The 13,676-nt window shown below is 72.8% G+C and carries 15 protein-coding genes; 10 read left to right on the top strand and 5 right to left on the bottom strand.

The window, feature by feature from the left end; all coding sequences use genetic code 11:
• The first annotated feature begins 19 nt into the window (after positions 1-19).
• From ACIQ6R_RS22475 to ACIQ6R_RS22500, 6 genes are read left to right on the top strand one after another with little or no spacing between them, the layout of a single operon-like run.
• A complete protein-coding gene (locus ACIQ6R_RS22475; RefSeq protein WP_404173640.1) occupies positions 20-973 on the top strand; it encodes an ornithine carbamoyltransferase in 954 nt (317 codons plus the stop codon).
• Entirely contained in the window at positions 970-2,253 is a 1,284-nt protein-coding gene (locus ACIQ6R_RS22480; RefSeq protein WP_404173643.1) for an MFS transporter, read from the top strand. Before ACIQ6R_RS22475 ends, ACIQ6R_RS22480 begins: the two co-directional genes overlap by 4 nt.
• Positions 2,250-3,041 (top strand): thioesterase II family protein, encoded by a 792-nt coding sequence (locus ACIQ6R_RS22485; protein WP_404222996.1) that lies wholly within the window; start codon positions 2,250-2,252, stop codon positions 3,039-3,041. The genes ACIQ6R_RS22480 and ACIQ6R_RS22485 overlap by 4 nt, the downstream gene beginning before the upstream one ends.
• Positions 3,042-3,071: 30 nt before the next feature.
• Positions 3,072-4,007, top strand: coding sequence for a TauD/TfdA family dioxygenase (locus tag ACIQ6R_RS22490; RefSeq protein ID WP_404173649.1), 936 nt, complete (start codon positions 3,072-3,074; stop codon positions 4,005-4,007).
• Between the two features lie 7 nt (positions 4,008-4,014).
• On the top strand, positions 4,015-4,899 hold the full coding sequence (locus tag ACIQ6R_RS22495) for a 4'-phosphopantetheinyl transferase family protein (protein ID WP_404222998.1): 885 nt from the start codon (positions 4,015-4,017) through the stop codon (positions 4,897-4,899).
• Complete coding sequence (locus tag ACIQ6R_RS22500) at positions 4,896-5,828, top strand: TauD/TfdA family dioxygenase (RefSeq protein WP_404173655.1); 933 nt, start codon at positions 4,896-4,898, stop codon at positions 5,826-5,828. Before ACIQ6R_RS22495 ends, ACIQ6R_RS22500 begins: the two co-directional genes overlap by 4 nt.
• Before the next feature lie 101 nt (positions 5,829-5,929).
• On the opposite strand, the gene ACIQ6R_RS22505 is transcribed toward ACIQ6R_RS22500, so the two are convergent.
• Both ACIQ6R_RS22505 and ACIQ6R_RS22510 read right to left on the bottom strand, forming a co-directional pair.
• Complete coding sequence (locus tag ACIQ6R_RS22505; protein ID WP_404173658.1) at positions 5,930-6,643, bottom strand: DUF4097 family beta strand repeat-containing protein; 714 nt, start codon at positions 6,641-6,643, stop codon at positions 5,930-5,932.
• Positions 6,644-6,708: 65 nt separating this feature from the next.
• Positions 6,709-6,963: a hypothetical protein gene (locus ACIQ6R_RS22510; RefSeq protein WP_404173661.1), complete on the bottom strand. Its 255-nt coding sequence runs from the start codon at positions 6,961-6,963 to the stop codon at positions 6,709-6,711.
• A 181-nt stretch (positions 6,964-7,144) separates the two neighbouring features.
• Here ACIQ6R_RS22510 and ACIQ6R_RS22515 point away from each other — a divergent pair, with 181 nt between their 5' ends.
• A complete protein-coding gene (locus ACIQ6R_RS22515) occupies positions 7,145-7,783 on the top strand; it encodes a sensor domain-containing protein (protein ID WP_404222999.1) in 639 nt (212 codons plus the stop codon).
• 141 nt (positions 7,784-7,924) lie between these two features.
• On the opposite strand, the gene ACIQ6R_RS22520 is transcribed toward ACIQ6R_RS22515, so the two are convergent.
• Both ACIQ6R_RS22520 and ACIQ6R_RS22525 read right to left on the bottom strand, forming a co-directional pair.
• Complete coding sequence (locus ACIQ6R_RS22520) at positions 7,925-9,796, bottom strand: BTAD domain-containing putative transcriptional regulator (protein WP_404223000.1); 1,872 nt, start codon at positions 9,794-9,796, stop codon at positions 7,925-7,927.
• Positions 9,797-9,953: 157 nt separating this feature from the next.
• Complete coding sequence (locus ACIQ6R_RS22525) at positions 9,954-10,469, bottom strand: DedA family protein (RefSeq protein WP_404173669.1); 516 nt, start codon at positions 10,467-10,469, stop codon at positions 9,954-9,956.
• A 151-nt stretch (positions 10,470-10,620) separates the two neighbouring features.
• Between ACIQ6R_RS22525 and ACIQ6R_RS22530 the strand changes: the two genes are divergently transcribed.
• The 3 genes from ACIQ6R_RS22530 (at position 10,621) to ACIQ6R_RS22540 (ending at position 13,103) form a co-directional block, all read left to right on the top strand.
• The gene (locus tag ACIQ6R_RS22530; RefSeq protein ID WP_404223001.1) at positions 10,621-11,910 is read left to right on the top strand and encodes a sensor histidine kinase; all 1,290 of its coding nucleotides are present in this window, start codon (positions 10,621-10,623) and stop codon (positions 11,908-11,910) included.
• On the top strand, positions 11,883-12,542 hold the full coding sequence (locus tag ACIQ6R_RS22535) for a response regulator (protein ID WP_404173675.1): 660 nt from the start codon (positions 11,883-11,885) through the stop codon (positions 12,540-12,542). Before ACIQ6R_RS22530 ends, ACIQ6R_RS22535 begins: the two co-directional genes overlap by 28 nt.
• Positions 12,543-12,647: 105 nt before the next feature.
• Positions 12,648-13,103: a phospholipase gene (locus tag ACIQ6R_RS22540; protein ID WP_404223002.1), complete on the top strand. Its 456-nt coding sequence runs from the start codon at positions 12,648-12,650 to the stop codon at positions 13,101-13,103.
• Between the two features lie 189 nt (positions 13,104-13,292).
• On the opposite strand, the gene ACIQ6R_RS22545 is transcribed toward ACIQ6R_RS22540, so the two are convergent.
• Entirely contained in the window at positions 13,293-13,589 is a 297-nt protein-coding gene (locus ACIQ6R_RS22545) for a hypothetical protein (RefSeq protein ID WP_404223003.1), read from the bottom strand.
• Positions 13,590-13,676: the final 87 nt, after the last annotated feature.

Below are 13,676 nucleotides of genomic sequence, written 5' to 3' on the forward strand. Positions count from 1 at the left end.
TTCCGAAAGGACGCCCGCCGTGCGGCATCTGATATCCATCGACGACCTCACCGACGAGGACCTGCGGGCCATCGTCGACCGCGGTGCCCGGTTCAGCGCCGAGGGCCCCGCCGGGGCCCGCCCGCTGGAGGGCGACATCGCCGGCATCTACTTCCGCCGGACCTCCACCCGGACCCGCACCGCCTTCTCGGCCGGCGCCCTCAGGCTCGGCGCGCAGATCGTCTCGTACGGCGACGGCGACCTCCAGCTCAACACCGGCGAGACCAGCGAGGACACCGGCCGGGTCATGTCCCGGATGCTCGACGTGCTCGTCGCCCGCACCGCGGACGACCCCGCCGAGATGCGCGCCTGGGCCACCCAGAACCGGATGTCCGTCATCAACGCGATGAGCGCCGACGAGCACCCCACCCAGGCGCTCACCGACCTGACCACGCTCCTCGGCCGGTTCGGCCGGCTGGAGGGGCTGCGCGTCCTGTACGTGGGGGAGGGCAACAACACCGCCTCCGCCCTCGCGCTGGCCCTCACCCGCTTCCCCGGGGTCGAGCTGGAGCTGCGCACCCCGCCCGGCTACGGGCTCGCCGAGCGGTTCCTGGCCCGGGCGGCGGAGCAGGCCGAGCGCCATGGCGGCCGGTTCACCGAGCGCCACGACATGGCCGCGCTGCCCGCCGACCAGGACGCCGTCTACACGACGCGCTGGCAGACCACCGGTACCGACAAGCCCGACCCCGACTGGCGGGACGTCTTCGCGCCGTTCCAGGTCCGCGAGGCGCTGTGGGAGGACAGCCCCAAGGCCGTCTTCCTGCACGACCTGCCCGCACACCGGGGCGAGGAGGTCACCGCCGACGTCCTCGACGGCCCCGCGAGCATCGCCTTCCAGCAGGCGGAGAACAAGATGCACAGCGCCATGGCCGTCCTGGAATGGTGCCGCCGCGGGCCCACCGGCGCCGCGGACGGCGCGGGGCGGTCCCGGTGACCGTCGCCCCCCAGGCGCCGGCCGAGGCCCGCCCCGAGCTGCCGCCGCTGCGCAGGAACCGGGACTTCGTCCTGCTCTGGTCCGGGGCGGGCATGTCGTTCCTCGGCACCCGGGTCACCGCGGTCGCCTATCCGCTGCTCGTGCTCTGGCACACCAGCTCGCCGATCGCCATGTCCCTGGTGACCTTCGCGGCCCTGCTGCCCGCCCTGCTGGTGCAGCTGCCGGCCGGGGCGCTCGTGGACCGGTGGGACCGGCGGCGCGTGATGGTGGTGTGCGAGGCGGGCCGGGCGCTGGCGCTCGGCACGGCCGCGGTCGCGGTGCTCACCGGCCAGGTCCAGGTGGCGCACATCGCCGCCGTGGCGTTCGTCGAGTCCTGCCTCACCGTCTTCTACCGGCTGGCCGAACGCGGCGCCGTACGCAATGTGGTGCACGAGGAGCAACTGCCGCAGGCGCTCGCGCAGAACGAGGCGCGCGGCCGGGCGGCGGGTCTGCTCGGCCAGCCCGCCGGCATCCTCTTCTACACGGCGGTGCGCTGGGTGCCGTTCCTGTTCGGCGCGGTCGCCTACCTCGTCTCGCTGGTGACCCTGCTGTTCATCAGGAAGGAGTTCCAGGGCGAGCGGGCCGCCCCGCGCAAGGCGCTGCACCGCGAAGTCGCCGAGGGCATGGCGTGGCTGTGGCGCCGGCGTTTCCTGCGCACGGCGCTCGCCTTCGTCGCCGGTACCAACGCGCTGTTCCAGGTCCTCAGCCTCGCCGTGATCCTGATGATCACGGAGGAGGGCCGCTCGGAGGCCGTCCTCGCCGTCGTCGTGACGGGTGGCGGCATCGGCGGCATGCTCGGCGCGCTCACCGGCGGCTGGTGGATGCGCCGGTGCAGCCAGCGCGCCATCCTCGTCGGCGGGCTCGCCGTCTGGGCCTGTCTGATGACGGCCATCTCCTTCACCCGGGCCGAACCGCTGCTGCTCGGCCTGCTGTTCGCCGGTACGAGTCTGGTCGGCGCCGTCTTCAACGTCGCCGCCGCGGTCTACCAGGTGCGCACCACCCCGGACGAGTTCCAGGGCCGCGTCGCGGGCACCGCGAACCTCATCTCCTCCGGCACCAACTCGCTCGGCGCGCTCCTCGCCGGCGTCGCCCTCGAACTGTGGGGCGCCGCCGACTCGATCCTGCTGACCGGCGCCGCGATGGCGCTGCTGGCCCTGGGCGCCGTACTCAGCCCCGCGCTGCGCACCGAGGACGCGCCGGCCGACACCGAAACCCGAGGGCGAAAGGAAGACGAGACGTGACCGGACCCGACAGCCCGGCCGACTGGTTCCGGGTGCACCGCCGGACCGCGGACCCGCGGCTGCGACTGGTGTGCTTCCCGCACGCCGGCGGCACCGCCCAGCTCTACCACGGCTGGCCGCCGAGACTGCCCGAGGACATCGAGGTGCTCGCCGTCCGCTATCCCGGCCGGCAGGACCGGCTGGCCGAGCCGTGCGTCGAGGACATGGCGGCCCTCGCCGACCGGATCACCCGGGCGCTCGTCCCCTACCTCGACCGGCCGGTGGCGCTGTTCGGCCACAGCATGGGCTCCGCCGTCGCCTACGAAGTGGCGCTGCGCCTGGAGGCCCGGCACGGCACCACGGCCGCCCGCCTGATGGTCTCCGGCCGGGCCGCCCCGCACCGGGCCCGGCACAGCGGGCTGTACGAGGAGGACGACGACACGCTGATCGCGGGCGTCCGCAGCCTCGGCAGCCTGGGCTCCGAGGTCTTCGACATCCCCGAGCTGCGGGAGCTGCTGCTGCCCGCGCTGCGCGCCGACTACCGGCTCATCGAGACGTACCGGCCGAGCGGTCCGGCACCCGTGGGCGCCCCCGTCAGCGCGTACATCGGCGACCGCGACCCCGGCTCCGGCCGCGACCGCGCGTCGGTGGCGGCCTGGGCGGAACTGACCACCGCGGACGACTTCACCCTGCGGTCCTTCCCCGGTGACCACTTCTATCTCGACCCGTGCGAGGCGGAGCTGACGGCCGACATCGCGCGACAACTGGAGGGCGTGGGACGAAATAGAAAATCTATAGCTTTCCCCTAGACAGTCGGAGAAAAGTGAAGGGATCGTCCCATGACTGAACAGCAGACCTGGTCACCGCTCGAGATCGAGACCGAGCTCGCCGGCGGCACGGAAGAACTCGTCGACCGGCTCAAGGCGATGGGGGACGAACTGGGAGAACTCCTCGTGCAGGAGAAGGCCCTGGTCTTCCGTGGCTTCGGGGTGACCCCCGCCGCCCTGGACGACGTCCTCGACCTGCTGCTGCCCAACCGGCTCGCCTACGTGCACGGCAACTCGCCGCGCACCAAGGTCGGCAGCAACGTCTACACCTCGACCGAGTACCCGCAGGAATTCACCATCTCCATGCACAACGAGATGAGTTACGCCCACGCCTGGCCGGCCCGCCTCGCCTTCTACTGCCAGATCCAGCCCGGCGGCGGCGGCGCGACCCCGGTACTGGACTCCGCGGTGTGGCTCAACTCCCTCGACGACGAGGTGCGGCAGGCCTTCGCCGGCGGCGTCCGCTACACCCAGAACCTGCACGACGGCTACGGCCTCGGCAAGAGCTGGCAGGACACCTTCGAGACCGAGAGCCGGGAGGAGGTCGAGGCGTTCCTCGACGGCACCGGGGCCGGCTGGGAGTGGAAGGCCGACGGCGGCATCCACGTCGAGTCGGTACGCCCGGCCACCGCCCGGCACCCGGTCACCGGTGTCGAGGGCTGGTTCAACCAGGCCGACCAGTGGCACCCGGCCGGCCTCGGCGACGACACCGCGGCGGCCCTCGCCCAGATCCTCCCCGAGGACGAACTCCCGCAGAACGTCACCTTCGCCGACGGCAGCCCGATCCCCGCCGAGTACGTGGCCCAGATCCGCGACCGGGGCCTGGCCAACGCCGTCGACGTCGACTGGCGCACCGGGGACGTGCTCCTCATCGACAACGTGTCGCTCGCCCACGGCCGCCGGCCCTTCACCGGCGCCCGTCGCGTGCTGGTGGCGATGTCGGACTGATGACGCCATGACTGCCGAGACCGCCGAGTTCGAGCGGCTGCGGAACCAGGACGCCGTCCACATCTGGCGGGGCCGCGCACCGGACGCGCTGCTCCCCGAGGACACCGCCCTGCTCTCCGCCGCCGAACTCGGGATCGTACGACGCAGGTCGCAGCAGGCGGCCGTCCGGTACGCGGGAGCGCACGCGGCCCTGCGCCGGGTACTGGCCCGCTACCTGGGCGAGCCGCCCGAGCGGATCAGGCTCGGGCGGCAGCCCTGCCCCCGCTGCCGGCACCCCGAACACGGGCGCCCGCGCATCGACTGGCCGCCCAGCGGACTCGACTTCAACCTGTCCCGCTCCGGCGGGCACTGGCTGCTCGCCGTCGTCGCCGGCCACCAGGTCGGTGCCGACGTCGAGGACGGCCGGACCGTCGACGTCCAGGGCTCCTCCGCGATCGTGCTCACGGACGACGAGCTGGCCCACATGCGGGCCCAGCCCACCGAGGAACTGCGCCTGGCGGCCTTCTTCCGCTGCTGGACGCGCAAGGAGGCCGTGGTGAAGGCCTCCGGCGTGGGCATCGTCGCCGACCTGCGCACCATCGAGGTACGCCCCGGCGACGACGGCCCGGTCCGCGTCACCCACGTCGAGCCGAGCGGCCCGGACACCTGGACGGTGCAGAACCTGCCGGTGGGCCCCGGACTGTTCGCCGCGCTCGCCAGGGAGGCCGGCAGCACGGGCCCCGTACTGCTGCGCGACTACCGGCGGGAGATCCAGAACCTGCCGTACGGCAGCGACGGCGACCCGCACGACGGCGGCCCGCACGACAGCGACCGCCCCCACGTCGACGCGTACGACGACGCGTACGCCCCCGTGCCCCGCGACACCGAGAAGGAAGGAGCCCACGCCGCATGACCGCCGCCGAGTTCTTCGCCCCGCCGGGCACCCCCGGCACCTCTGTCCACACGTTCCTCAACGAGAACCACGACAAGCTGCGCCGCGTCCTCGCCGAGCGCGGAGCGATCCTGCTGCGCGGCTTCGAGGTGGGCGGGGTGGACGGCTTCGACGGCGTGGTCCGCGAGTTCTCCCGCTCCGCGCCGCTCACCTACGCGGAGCGCTCCTCACCCCGCTCCACCATCAAGGGGCAGGTCTACACCTCGACCGACTACCCCCAGGGCGAGGAGATCTTCCTGCACAACGAGAACTCCTACCAGGCGGCCTGGCCGCGCACCCTGTACTTCTTCTGCATCGAGCCGGCCCTCACCCAGGGCGCCACCCCGCTCGCCGACATCCGCGAGGTCTACCGGCACATCGACCCCGAGATCCGCGAGGAGTTCGCGCGGCGCGGCTGGCGGGTCGTGCGCAACTTCCACGCCGAGTTCGGCGTGCAGTGGCAGGAGGCCTTCGGCACCACGGACCGGGACGCGGTCGAGGAGTACTGCCGCGGCAAGGGCCTGGACCCGCACTGGCGGCCGGACGGCGGGCTGCGCACCACTGCGGTGCGCCGCGCCGTGCACACCCACCCGGACAGCGGCGACCCCGTCTGGTTCAACCACGCGACGTTCTTCCACGTCACCTCGCTGGCCCCGGAGGTCCAGGAAGGGCTGCGGGAGATCTTCGCCGACGAGGACCTGCCCACCAACACGTACTACGGGGACGGCGGCCGCATCCCCGACGAGGTGATGGACCACCTGCGCGCGGCCTACCGCGCGGCGTCCACCCGCTTCGACTGGGAGCGCGACGACGTCCTCATCGTCGACAATATGCTCGCCGCCCACGGCCGCGAGCCCTTCACGGGCCCGCGCAAGATAGCCGTCGCCATGGCAGAACCGTGGGCGGGCTGACCGGAGCGGCTCGCCGGCGGTGTCGTTCCGCACGGCGCGACGGGCCGGGCACTCCCTTTCGGGGAGCGCCCGGCCCGTCGTCGTCGCCGTGCCGCGCGGGCTCAGCCCGCGGCGCTGAGCTTCACGTCGCCGCCGTCCGTGTGCAGCGTGATCTTGCGGGTGGCCGCGGGGTCGGTCTTGACGTCGACCTTCGACGAGCCGCCGTTGCTGGTGGCCTTCACCGCGTACGCCTCGGCGGCCGGCACCCGCACCGACACGTCGCCGGCCCGGGTGTCGACGGCCACGGTGTCCGGCGCGGTGGCGAACCCGGCGTCGACCGCGCCGCCGTTGCCGTCCACGGTGAACCGCTTGGAGGTGATCCGGTCCGCGGTGACCTTGCCCCCGCCGGACTTCACCTCCAGGGTGCCGGCGAGCCCGGACACCGAGACGTCCCCGCCCTTGCTGTCCAGGACGGCCGCGAGGGCCCTCGGCACCTCCAGGGTGTAGTCCACGGTGCACCGGGAGGCCCCGCCGTCCTCGGCGCAGCCGTCCCCGGGTGACAGCACCAGCGTGCCGCCCCGCGTGGTGTGCTCCGTGTCCGGCTTGTCACCGCTGTACGTCACCTTCTCGGTGACCCTGACCGTGCTGCCGTCACCGGCGACGACCTTGATGTCGCCGCCCGGCGTCCGCACCTCGAGTGCCGACACCTTCTCGGTCACGTCGTACGAGGTGCTCTTGCTCTTGGATCCCTCCTGGCCGACCTCGCAGCCGGTGGCGAGCACGCCGGCGGCGAGCGCGAGGACGGTGACGGACAGGTGACGGGCGCGGAGCTTCATGATGGCCTCTTCTTCTTTCGGTGCTCGGGATGACTTCAGGTCTGCGCAGGTGCGGGGCGGGGGCCCTACGAGAGGGGGCGGCGGTTCACGGACCGGCCGCCCTCGCGGTAGGACGCGTGGGAGAAGGAGCCCGGGGTCTGGGCGACCCACACGCCGCCGACGGCCTGGGCCCGCACCACGGAACGCGTGGTCCCGGTGCCGGGGAGCGGGCCGGTGAACACCACGGTCGGTGCGGCACCGCCGGCCGGCAGCCGACCGGCCACCAGCGAACGCTGCGGGCACGTCTCGACATAGCTCTGGGTGTTCGCGACCGTCGACATGTGGACTCCCAAGTGACTTGGCCCCGCTGCTGCGGCGCTCCGACTGCTGACTCAACAAAACCGTGAGTCGGGGGTCCGGCACATTGCGGCGGAACAGAGTCTTCGGGGTAGGGCCAGGCATACCCCGGAAGTAGAACTGGGCTGCTGGGCGCGGCAGGCCCCCGGTTTCTACGGTGGAGCCATGGCAATCCTGGAAGCGACATCGGTGTGGGTGGCGGTCCGCCGCCCCGGTTTCCTGTTCTCCTCGTGGCCGTGGCGGGCGACCGCCTACCTGCTGAGCAGTACTCCGGTGGGCCTGATCGGGCTGATCGCGATACTCACCGCCTTCGCGGTGGGCGGCGCGCTCACCGTCGTGCTCGTCGGGGTGCCCGTCCTGCTGGCGGCCCTGCTGTCCGGCGTCCCGATGGGTGTGGTCGAGCGGCGCCGCCTGCGGATGATCGGCCACCGCGCCCTGCGCGACCCGCACGAGGAGCCGGAGGAGCCGGGGCTCGGCCCCTGGTGCAGGAAGCGGTTCTGCGAGGCCTCCAGCTGGCGCGAACTGGCGTACACGCTGCTGTTCGTGACGGTGCTGTGGCCACTGGACCTGCTGGCCGTGGTCTTCGCGCTCGCCGTCCCCGTGGGCCTGATGGCCACCCCGTACATGCTGGCCGCGTACGGCGGCGGCGAGTCCACCATGGCGCTGAAGCAGTGGGCGGTCACCTCCTACCCGCAGGCCTGGGCGCTCGCCGCCCTCGGGGTGCTGCTGCTGCCGGTGGCGGCCTACGCGCTGACCGTGGTGGCCGGCGCCCGGGCCGGCTGGGCGCGGATGCTGCTCACCTGACCGGGCACGGGACCTCATCCGCCGACCTCCCTCCACGCCGCTCACGTTGATCCATTCAACGGGGTGGCGCGGCGGCATGTCCGGCGTGTCAGCTGGCAGCACCCTGCCCCGGCAGGACGTTGCGAAAGGCCCGGCCGGGCTTCAGCAGCGCGCCCCCGCCAGTGAGCGGGCGAACACCAGGACCACCTCGTGGAAGAGGTACTGCGGCAGCCCCGTCGCGTCCACGCCCACCGTCTCCAGCAGGGACACGTCGGTCAGCCGCTCCAGGAAGTCCTCCGCCTCCTGCTCCGGGACCCCGAGCAGCATCCCCGCCGTGACCGCGGGGAACGGGCCGCGTCCGAGCGCCGCCAGCTCCCCGAGGAGCTCGTGCTCCCGCGCGCTGAAGCCGCGCATCGAGGACAGCACGGACTGCCGTACGTCGAGGTCCCCGAAGCGCAGTTCGTGCAGGCGCGTGTCCTCCTTCGCGAGCCGGTCCGCGAGCCGCGTCGCCGACCAGTGCGGCCGGGACGCGAGGCGGGCACCGGCGACCCGCAGGGCGAGCGGCAGCCCGCCGCAGGCGGCCGCGACGGCGGCGGCCGCGTCGGGTTCGACCGCGATCCGCCGCAGGCCGGCGACCGCCGCGAGCAGGGCGAGGGACTCGCCCTGGTCCATCGGCGCGCACGTCGTCGTGTGCGACCCGGACACGGCGCACAGCCGGGCCCGCCCGGTGACCAGCACCGTGGCCGAGGCACTGCCGGGCAGCAGGGGATCGAGCTGGAGGTCGCCGGCCGCGTTGTCGAGGAGGATCAGCAGCCGCTTGCCCGTCGTGCGGGTGCGGTAGAGCCGCACCAGCTCGTCCAGGTCGGCGGGCGGCCCGTCGGGCGCCGCCACGGGCTCACCGAGGGCGCGCAGCAGCCGTACCAGGACCTCGGCCGGGTCCTTGGGCGTGCCGTCCGCGTGGCACAGGTTCGCGTACAGCTGCCCGTCGGGGAAGTGCTGGACGCTGGCGTGCGCGGCGTGCACGGCGAGTGCCGTCTTGCCCACCCCGGCCATACCGGTGATCAGCAGGCGCTGCGGCCGGAAGACGGGCTGCCGCCCGGCGCGCGGTGGCGCCAACTGCTTCAACAGGTACGCGAGTTCGTCCTCCCGGCCGGTGAAGTCGGCGATGTCGGCGGGCAGCATCGCGGGCGGCGCCACCTGGGGCGCGAGCGGCGGTGCGAACGTCAACGGCCGCCCGCCCGGGTTCTGCGGGGTGTTCGCGTGCGGTGCGGTCGCCGCCGCCGAGGCGGGCGGCCGGGGCAGGTCGAGGGTGCTGTTGAGCACCGCCTGGTGGGCGGCGTTCAGGTCGGCGCCCGGGTCGACGCCCAGTTCGTCGGCGAGCGTCCGGCGGCCCTGCCGGTAGACGTGCAGCGCGTCGGCCTGCCGGCCGCACCGGTAGAGCGCGGTCATCAGCTGGGCGCGCAGCCGCTCACGCAGCGGGAACTCCGACACCAGGCCCACCAGTTCGGGGACCAGCTGCTGGTGCCGGGAGAGCGCGAGATCCGCCTCGATGCGGTGTTCCAGCATCGTGGTGCGCGCCTCCTCCAGCTGTGGCAGTTCCGCGTCCGCGAGGAAGGTCGTCACGTTGGCGAGCGCGGGGCCGCGCCACAGGTCCAGGGCCCCGCTCAGCAGTTCGTGCGCGTCCTCGTGGCGCCGCTCGGCGAGTGCGGCCCGGCCCAGCCTGCCCAGCCGCTCGAACTCCGAGGTGTCGAGGCGGGCGTCGTTGATGTGGATGAGGTAGCCGGGCTGGCGGCGGACCAACTCCACCTCGGGGCCGAGGAGTTTCCGCAGCCGGGAGATGTACGTGTAGATCTGGGCGCTCATGGTGGCGGGCGGGTCCCAGCCCCACAGCAGCGCGCTCAGCCGGTCGTCGGTGACGATCTTGCCCCGGGCGAGCAGCAGGGCGGCGAGCACGGTGTGCACCTTCGCCCCCGACATCGAGACACGCCGTTCGCCCTGTCTGGCTTCCACCGGACCGAGAAGCTGGAAATCCATGAGTCCCCCACTCACTTGCGTTCACTGCTGCCGAGACGGCCGGCTGGATTGCCGAAGTCTTCTGTTGAACCATTCTTCGAGGCCGTGACCTGGTAAGTCGTCAGTGGCGGAGGGCAGGAGGCTGCGGTGGCAAGACGTTGCACGCTCATTCGGGCGTTCACAGTCCCGGGCTGAAACCCATGCCGTAGCCGACGAGGACGAAGGCCGGCGCCCACACCGCACTGCTCACGAAGGACCAGGTCAGGTAGGACCGCACGGGCATTCCGGAGACCCCGCAGAGGGTCGGTACGAGGGTGCGCAGCCCCGCGGTGAACCGCCCCACGAACACCGCCCGGCCGCCGTGCCGCTGGATGGCGGACAGGGCGCGGGCGGTGGAGCGGGGCCGCAGCAGCCGGCGCGGGACGCGGTCCAGGAGCCGGGTGTTCCAGCGCCGGCCGGCCGCGTAGCCGAGGCCGTTGCCGAGCACCGCGCCGAGCAGCGCGGTGACCACGATCAGGCCGAGCGGGACCCGGCCGTGGTGCGCCAGCATGCCGCCCATCACCACGGCGGTCTGCCCCGGGAGCAGCACGCCGATCAGCGGCAGCGCCGCCTCGAGGGCGGGCAGCAGCAGCACCGCCGCCAGGATCCCCCAGATCCCGAACATCAGGGTGTGGTCGGTCAGCCAGGCCAGCATCTCCGGCCTCCTTTCGCTGCCTCCAAGACAACCGCGCGGGCCCGCGCGGAACACGACCACTGGGCTGAGTCCTGGGGTAGGGCAGGCCCTACCCCAGGCCCTCGGTCTGGAGGGATGGCTCCGGCAGAGAAGCGCCTTCTACCGTGAGGCCATGCGCTCACTCAACGTGTGGCAGGCCCTGTCCCGCTCCGGCTACCTGCTCTCCGGCTGGCCCTGGCGGGCCGCCGGCTACCTCCTCAGCAGTGCCCCCGTCGGCATCGTGGTGCTGCTGGCGATCGTCCTCGCGGCGGCGATCGGCAGTGCGCTGGCGGTCGTGCTGATCGGCCTGCCGCTGCTCGCGCTGCTCGCCCTGTCCGGGCTGCCGGTGGCGGCCGTGGAGCGGCGCCGGCTGCGGCTCGTCGACCGGCGGCCGGCCCCCACACCGCACCGGGTGCCGGACGAGCCGGGGCTGCTGGCCTGGGGACGTACCCGGTTCCGGGAACAGGCGACCTGGCGGGAGCTCGGTTACACGCTGGCCTTCGCGACGGTGCTGTGGCCGCTCGACCTGCTGGTGTTCGCCATGGCGCTCGTCGTGCCGGCGGGGCTGGTGGCGACGCCGGTCCTGATGGCGACGGTCGGGGACGGCGAGGAGACGCCCGTACTGAAGATGTGGACGGCGACCAGCTGGCCCGAGGCGTACGCCGTCGCCGTCGCCGGCCTGCTGCTCTTCGCCCTCAGCGGGTACGTGATCGGCGGCGTGGCGGTGGCCCGCGCCGAACTCACCCGGCTTCTCATCGCGCCGGTGGAGACCGACCTGGGGGAGAAGGTCACCGAACTCGTGCGCTCCCGCGTCCGGTTGGTCGACGCGTTCGAGGCGGAGCGCCGGCGGATCGAGCGCGATCTGCACGACGGTGCCCAGCAGCGCATCGTCGCCCTGACCATGGCGCTCGGCCTGGCCCGTCTCGACGCCCCGCCCGGCCCGCTGGCCGACCAGCTCGCCAAGGCGCACGACGAGGCAGGCAAGGCGCTGGCCGAGCTGCGGGAGCTGATCCAGGGCATCCATCCCAAGGTCCTCGCCGACTTCGGGGTGGGCGCGGCCGTCGCCGACGCCGCCGACCGGTCGGTGGTACCGGTGGACGTCTCGGTGGACTTGCCGCGGCGGCTGCCCGAGGCGGTCGAGGCCGCCGCCTACTTCGTGGTCTGCGAGGCGCTGGCGAACGTCGCCAAGCACAGCGGGGCGCGGCGTGCCGAGGTGGTCGGCCGGTACGCGGACGGATGGCTCGTCTTCGAGGTGGGGGACGACGGGTGCGGTGGCGCGGACGCCCAACGGGGCAGCGGCCTCACCGGACTTGCCGACCGGGTGTCCGTGCTGGATGGCAGACTGACCCTGTCCAGCCCCGCCGGCGGCCCGACCCTACTGCGTGTGGAGATCCCTTGCGAGCCGACAGAGCACTCCGTGTAGTCCTGGCCGAGGACAGTGTGCTGCTCCGGGAGGGACTGATCGGCCTGCTCGGCCGCTTCGGCCACGAGGTGGTCGCGGCGGTCGGCGACGCGGAGGCGCTGATGACGGCCGCCGCCGCGCACACCCCCGACATCGTGGTCACCGACGTGCGGATGCCGCCGGGCTTCACGGACGAGGGGCTGCACGCGGCCGTGCGGCTGCGGGAGGCCCGGCCCTCGCTGCCGGTCCTGGTGCTGAGCCAGTACGTCCAGCGCAGTTACGCGTCCGAGCTCCTCGACTCCGGGGACGGCTCCGGCGTCGGCTATCTGCTCAAGGACCGGGTCGGCCAGGTCGAGGAGTTCCAGTCGGCCCTCCTGGAGGTCGCCGGGGGCGGCACGGTCGTCGACCCGGAGGTCGTCCGGCAGCTGCTGCGCCGCCGGCGTGACCCGCTGGAGCGCCTCACGGCCCGCGAGCGCGAGGTCCTGGCCCTGGTGGCGGAGGGCAAGTCCAACACGGCGGTCGCCCGCGAACTCGTCGTCTCCGAGGCGGCGGTGGGCAAGCACATCGGCAACATCCTCGCGAAGCTGGACCTCCCGCAGGCGGACGAGACCCACCGCCGGGTCCTCGCGGTCCTCGCCTTCCTGCGCGGCTGACGGGCTGACCCGTATATGGCTGCGCCATAGCCCTTGCGGCCAGGCTGTGCCCGCCCCGCGCATCAGCGCCGGGCCCACACCCACAGCCCCGCCGGAGGACTCCCGATGCGCCGTCGTCTCGCCACGCCCCTCGCCGCCGCCGCCCTCGCCGTGCCGCTCGCCCTCGGCGTCGCGGCCGCACCCGCCCATGCCGCCCCCGCCGACAAGCCGAAGGTGCTCAGCGGCTGGACCCAGACCGGCGCGAGCAGCTACAACTCCTGGGTGGCGGCGCGCAACAACCAGGCTTCCTACAGTGCGTACGGATTCGACTGGTCCACCGACTACTGCACCACATCGCCCGACAACCCCTTCGGTTTCCCCTTCCAGATGTCATGCGCACGCCACGACTTCGGCTATCGCAACTACAAGGCCGCGGGTTCCTTCGACGCCAACAAGGCCCGCCTGGACGACGCCTTCCACGCGGACCTGAAGCGGGTGTGCACCGCCTACTCGGGCATCAAGCGCGCCTCCTGCGACGCCTCCGCCTGGACCTACTACCAGGCCGTCGACAAGCTCGGCTAGGACTGCCCGCGTGGTGCCCCCGCGCAGGTGAAGGTTCAGAATTCAAGGACACCGGAGAATTGCCGACCGGAAACCGGTCGGCAATTCCCGTGCGGAGGCGAATCGCTTACCGGGCAAGGCGAAAGGCCCGCCCCCGAGGAATTCCGGAGCGGGCCTTTCGCTGATGCGACGGTTACGTCCGTGGCCGGGTCAGTCCCAGCTGGGGTCCTCCGACGGCGCCGACGGGGCACTGTCCCAGCTCGGGTCCTCCTGCACGCTGTCCCAGCTCGGGTCCTTCTGCGCACTGTCCCAGCTCGGGTCTTCCTGCACGCTGTCCCAGCTGGGGTCCTTCTGCGCACCGTCCCAGCTCGGGTCCTCCTGCGTCACCGCCACGCGTACCGCCGAGTCCCCCGCCACCTGCGCGACCGCCCCCGCGGCCGGCGCGCCGAGCGCCACGGTGACGGCGGCTATGGCGACAAGACCTGTACGCAGAACGCTGACCTTCATGTGATCCCCCTGGATGGTTTTCCGGAATCCGGAAAAAGACACTGAGTGAGCGGCATATCCCATCGGAATTTCCGACGACCGCCTCCC

The sequence above is a fragment of the Streptomyces sp. NPDC096048 genome (assembly GCF_044763415.1).
In the GTDB taxonomy this organism is placed as follows: Bacteria; Actinomycetota; Actinomycetes; order Streptomycetales; family Streptomycetaceae; genus Streptomyces.

Excerpts from the sequence above, each read along its gene's own strand:
- ACIQ6R_RS22490 (WP_404173649.1), top strand. The coding sequence starts at position 3,072 with ATGACTGAACAGCAGACCTGGTCACCGCTCGAGATCGAGACCGAGCTC.
- ACIQ6R_RS22495 (WP_404222998.1), top strand. The coding sequence starts at position 4,015 with ATGACTGCCGAGACCGCCGAGTTCGAGCGGCTGCGGAACCAGGACGCC.
- ACIQ6R_RS22500 (WP_404173655.1), top strand. The coding sequence starts at position 4,896 with ATGACCGCCGCCGAGTTCTTCGCCCCGCCGGGCACCCCCGGCACCTCT.
- ACIQ6R_RS22505 (WP_404173658.1), bottom strand. The coding sequence starts at position 6,643 with ATGAAGCTCCGCGCCCGTCACCTGTCCGTCACCGTCCTCGCGCTCGCC.
- ACIQ6R_RS22510 (WP_404173661.1), bottom strand. The coding sequence starts at position 6,963 with ATGTCGACGGTCGCGAACACCCAGAGCTATGTCGAGACGTGCCCGCAG.
- ACIQ6R_RS22515 (WP_404222999.1), top strand. The coding sequence starts at position 7,145 with ATGGCAATCCTGGAAGCGACATCGGTGTGGGTGGCGGTCCGCCGCCCC.
- ACIQ6R_RS22520 (WP_404223000.1), bottom strand. The coding sequence starts at position 9,796 with ATGGATTTCCAGCTTCTCGGTCCGGTGGAAGCCAGACAGGGCGAACGG.
- ACIQ6R_RS22525 (WP_404173669.1), bottom strand. The coding sequence starts at position 10,469 with ATGCTGGCCTGGCTGACCGACCACACCCTGATGTTCGGGATCTGGGGG.
- ACIQ6R_RS22530 (WP_404223001.1), top strand. The coding sequence starts at position 10,621 with ATGCGCTCACTCAACGTGTGGCAGGCCCTGTCCCGCTCCGGCTACCTG.
- ACIQ6R_RS22540 (WP_404223002.1), top strand. The coding sequence starts at position 12,648 with ATGCGCCGTCGTCTCGCCACGCCCCTCGCCGCCGCCGCCCTCGCCGTG.
- ACIQ6R_RS22545 (WP_404223003.1), bottom strand. The coding sequence starts at position 13,589 with ATGAAGGTCAGCGTTCTGCGTACAGGTCTTGTCGCCATAGCCGCCGTC.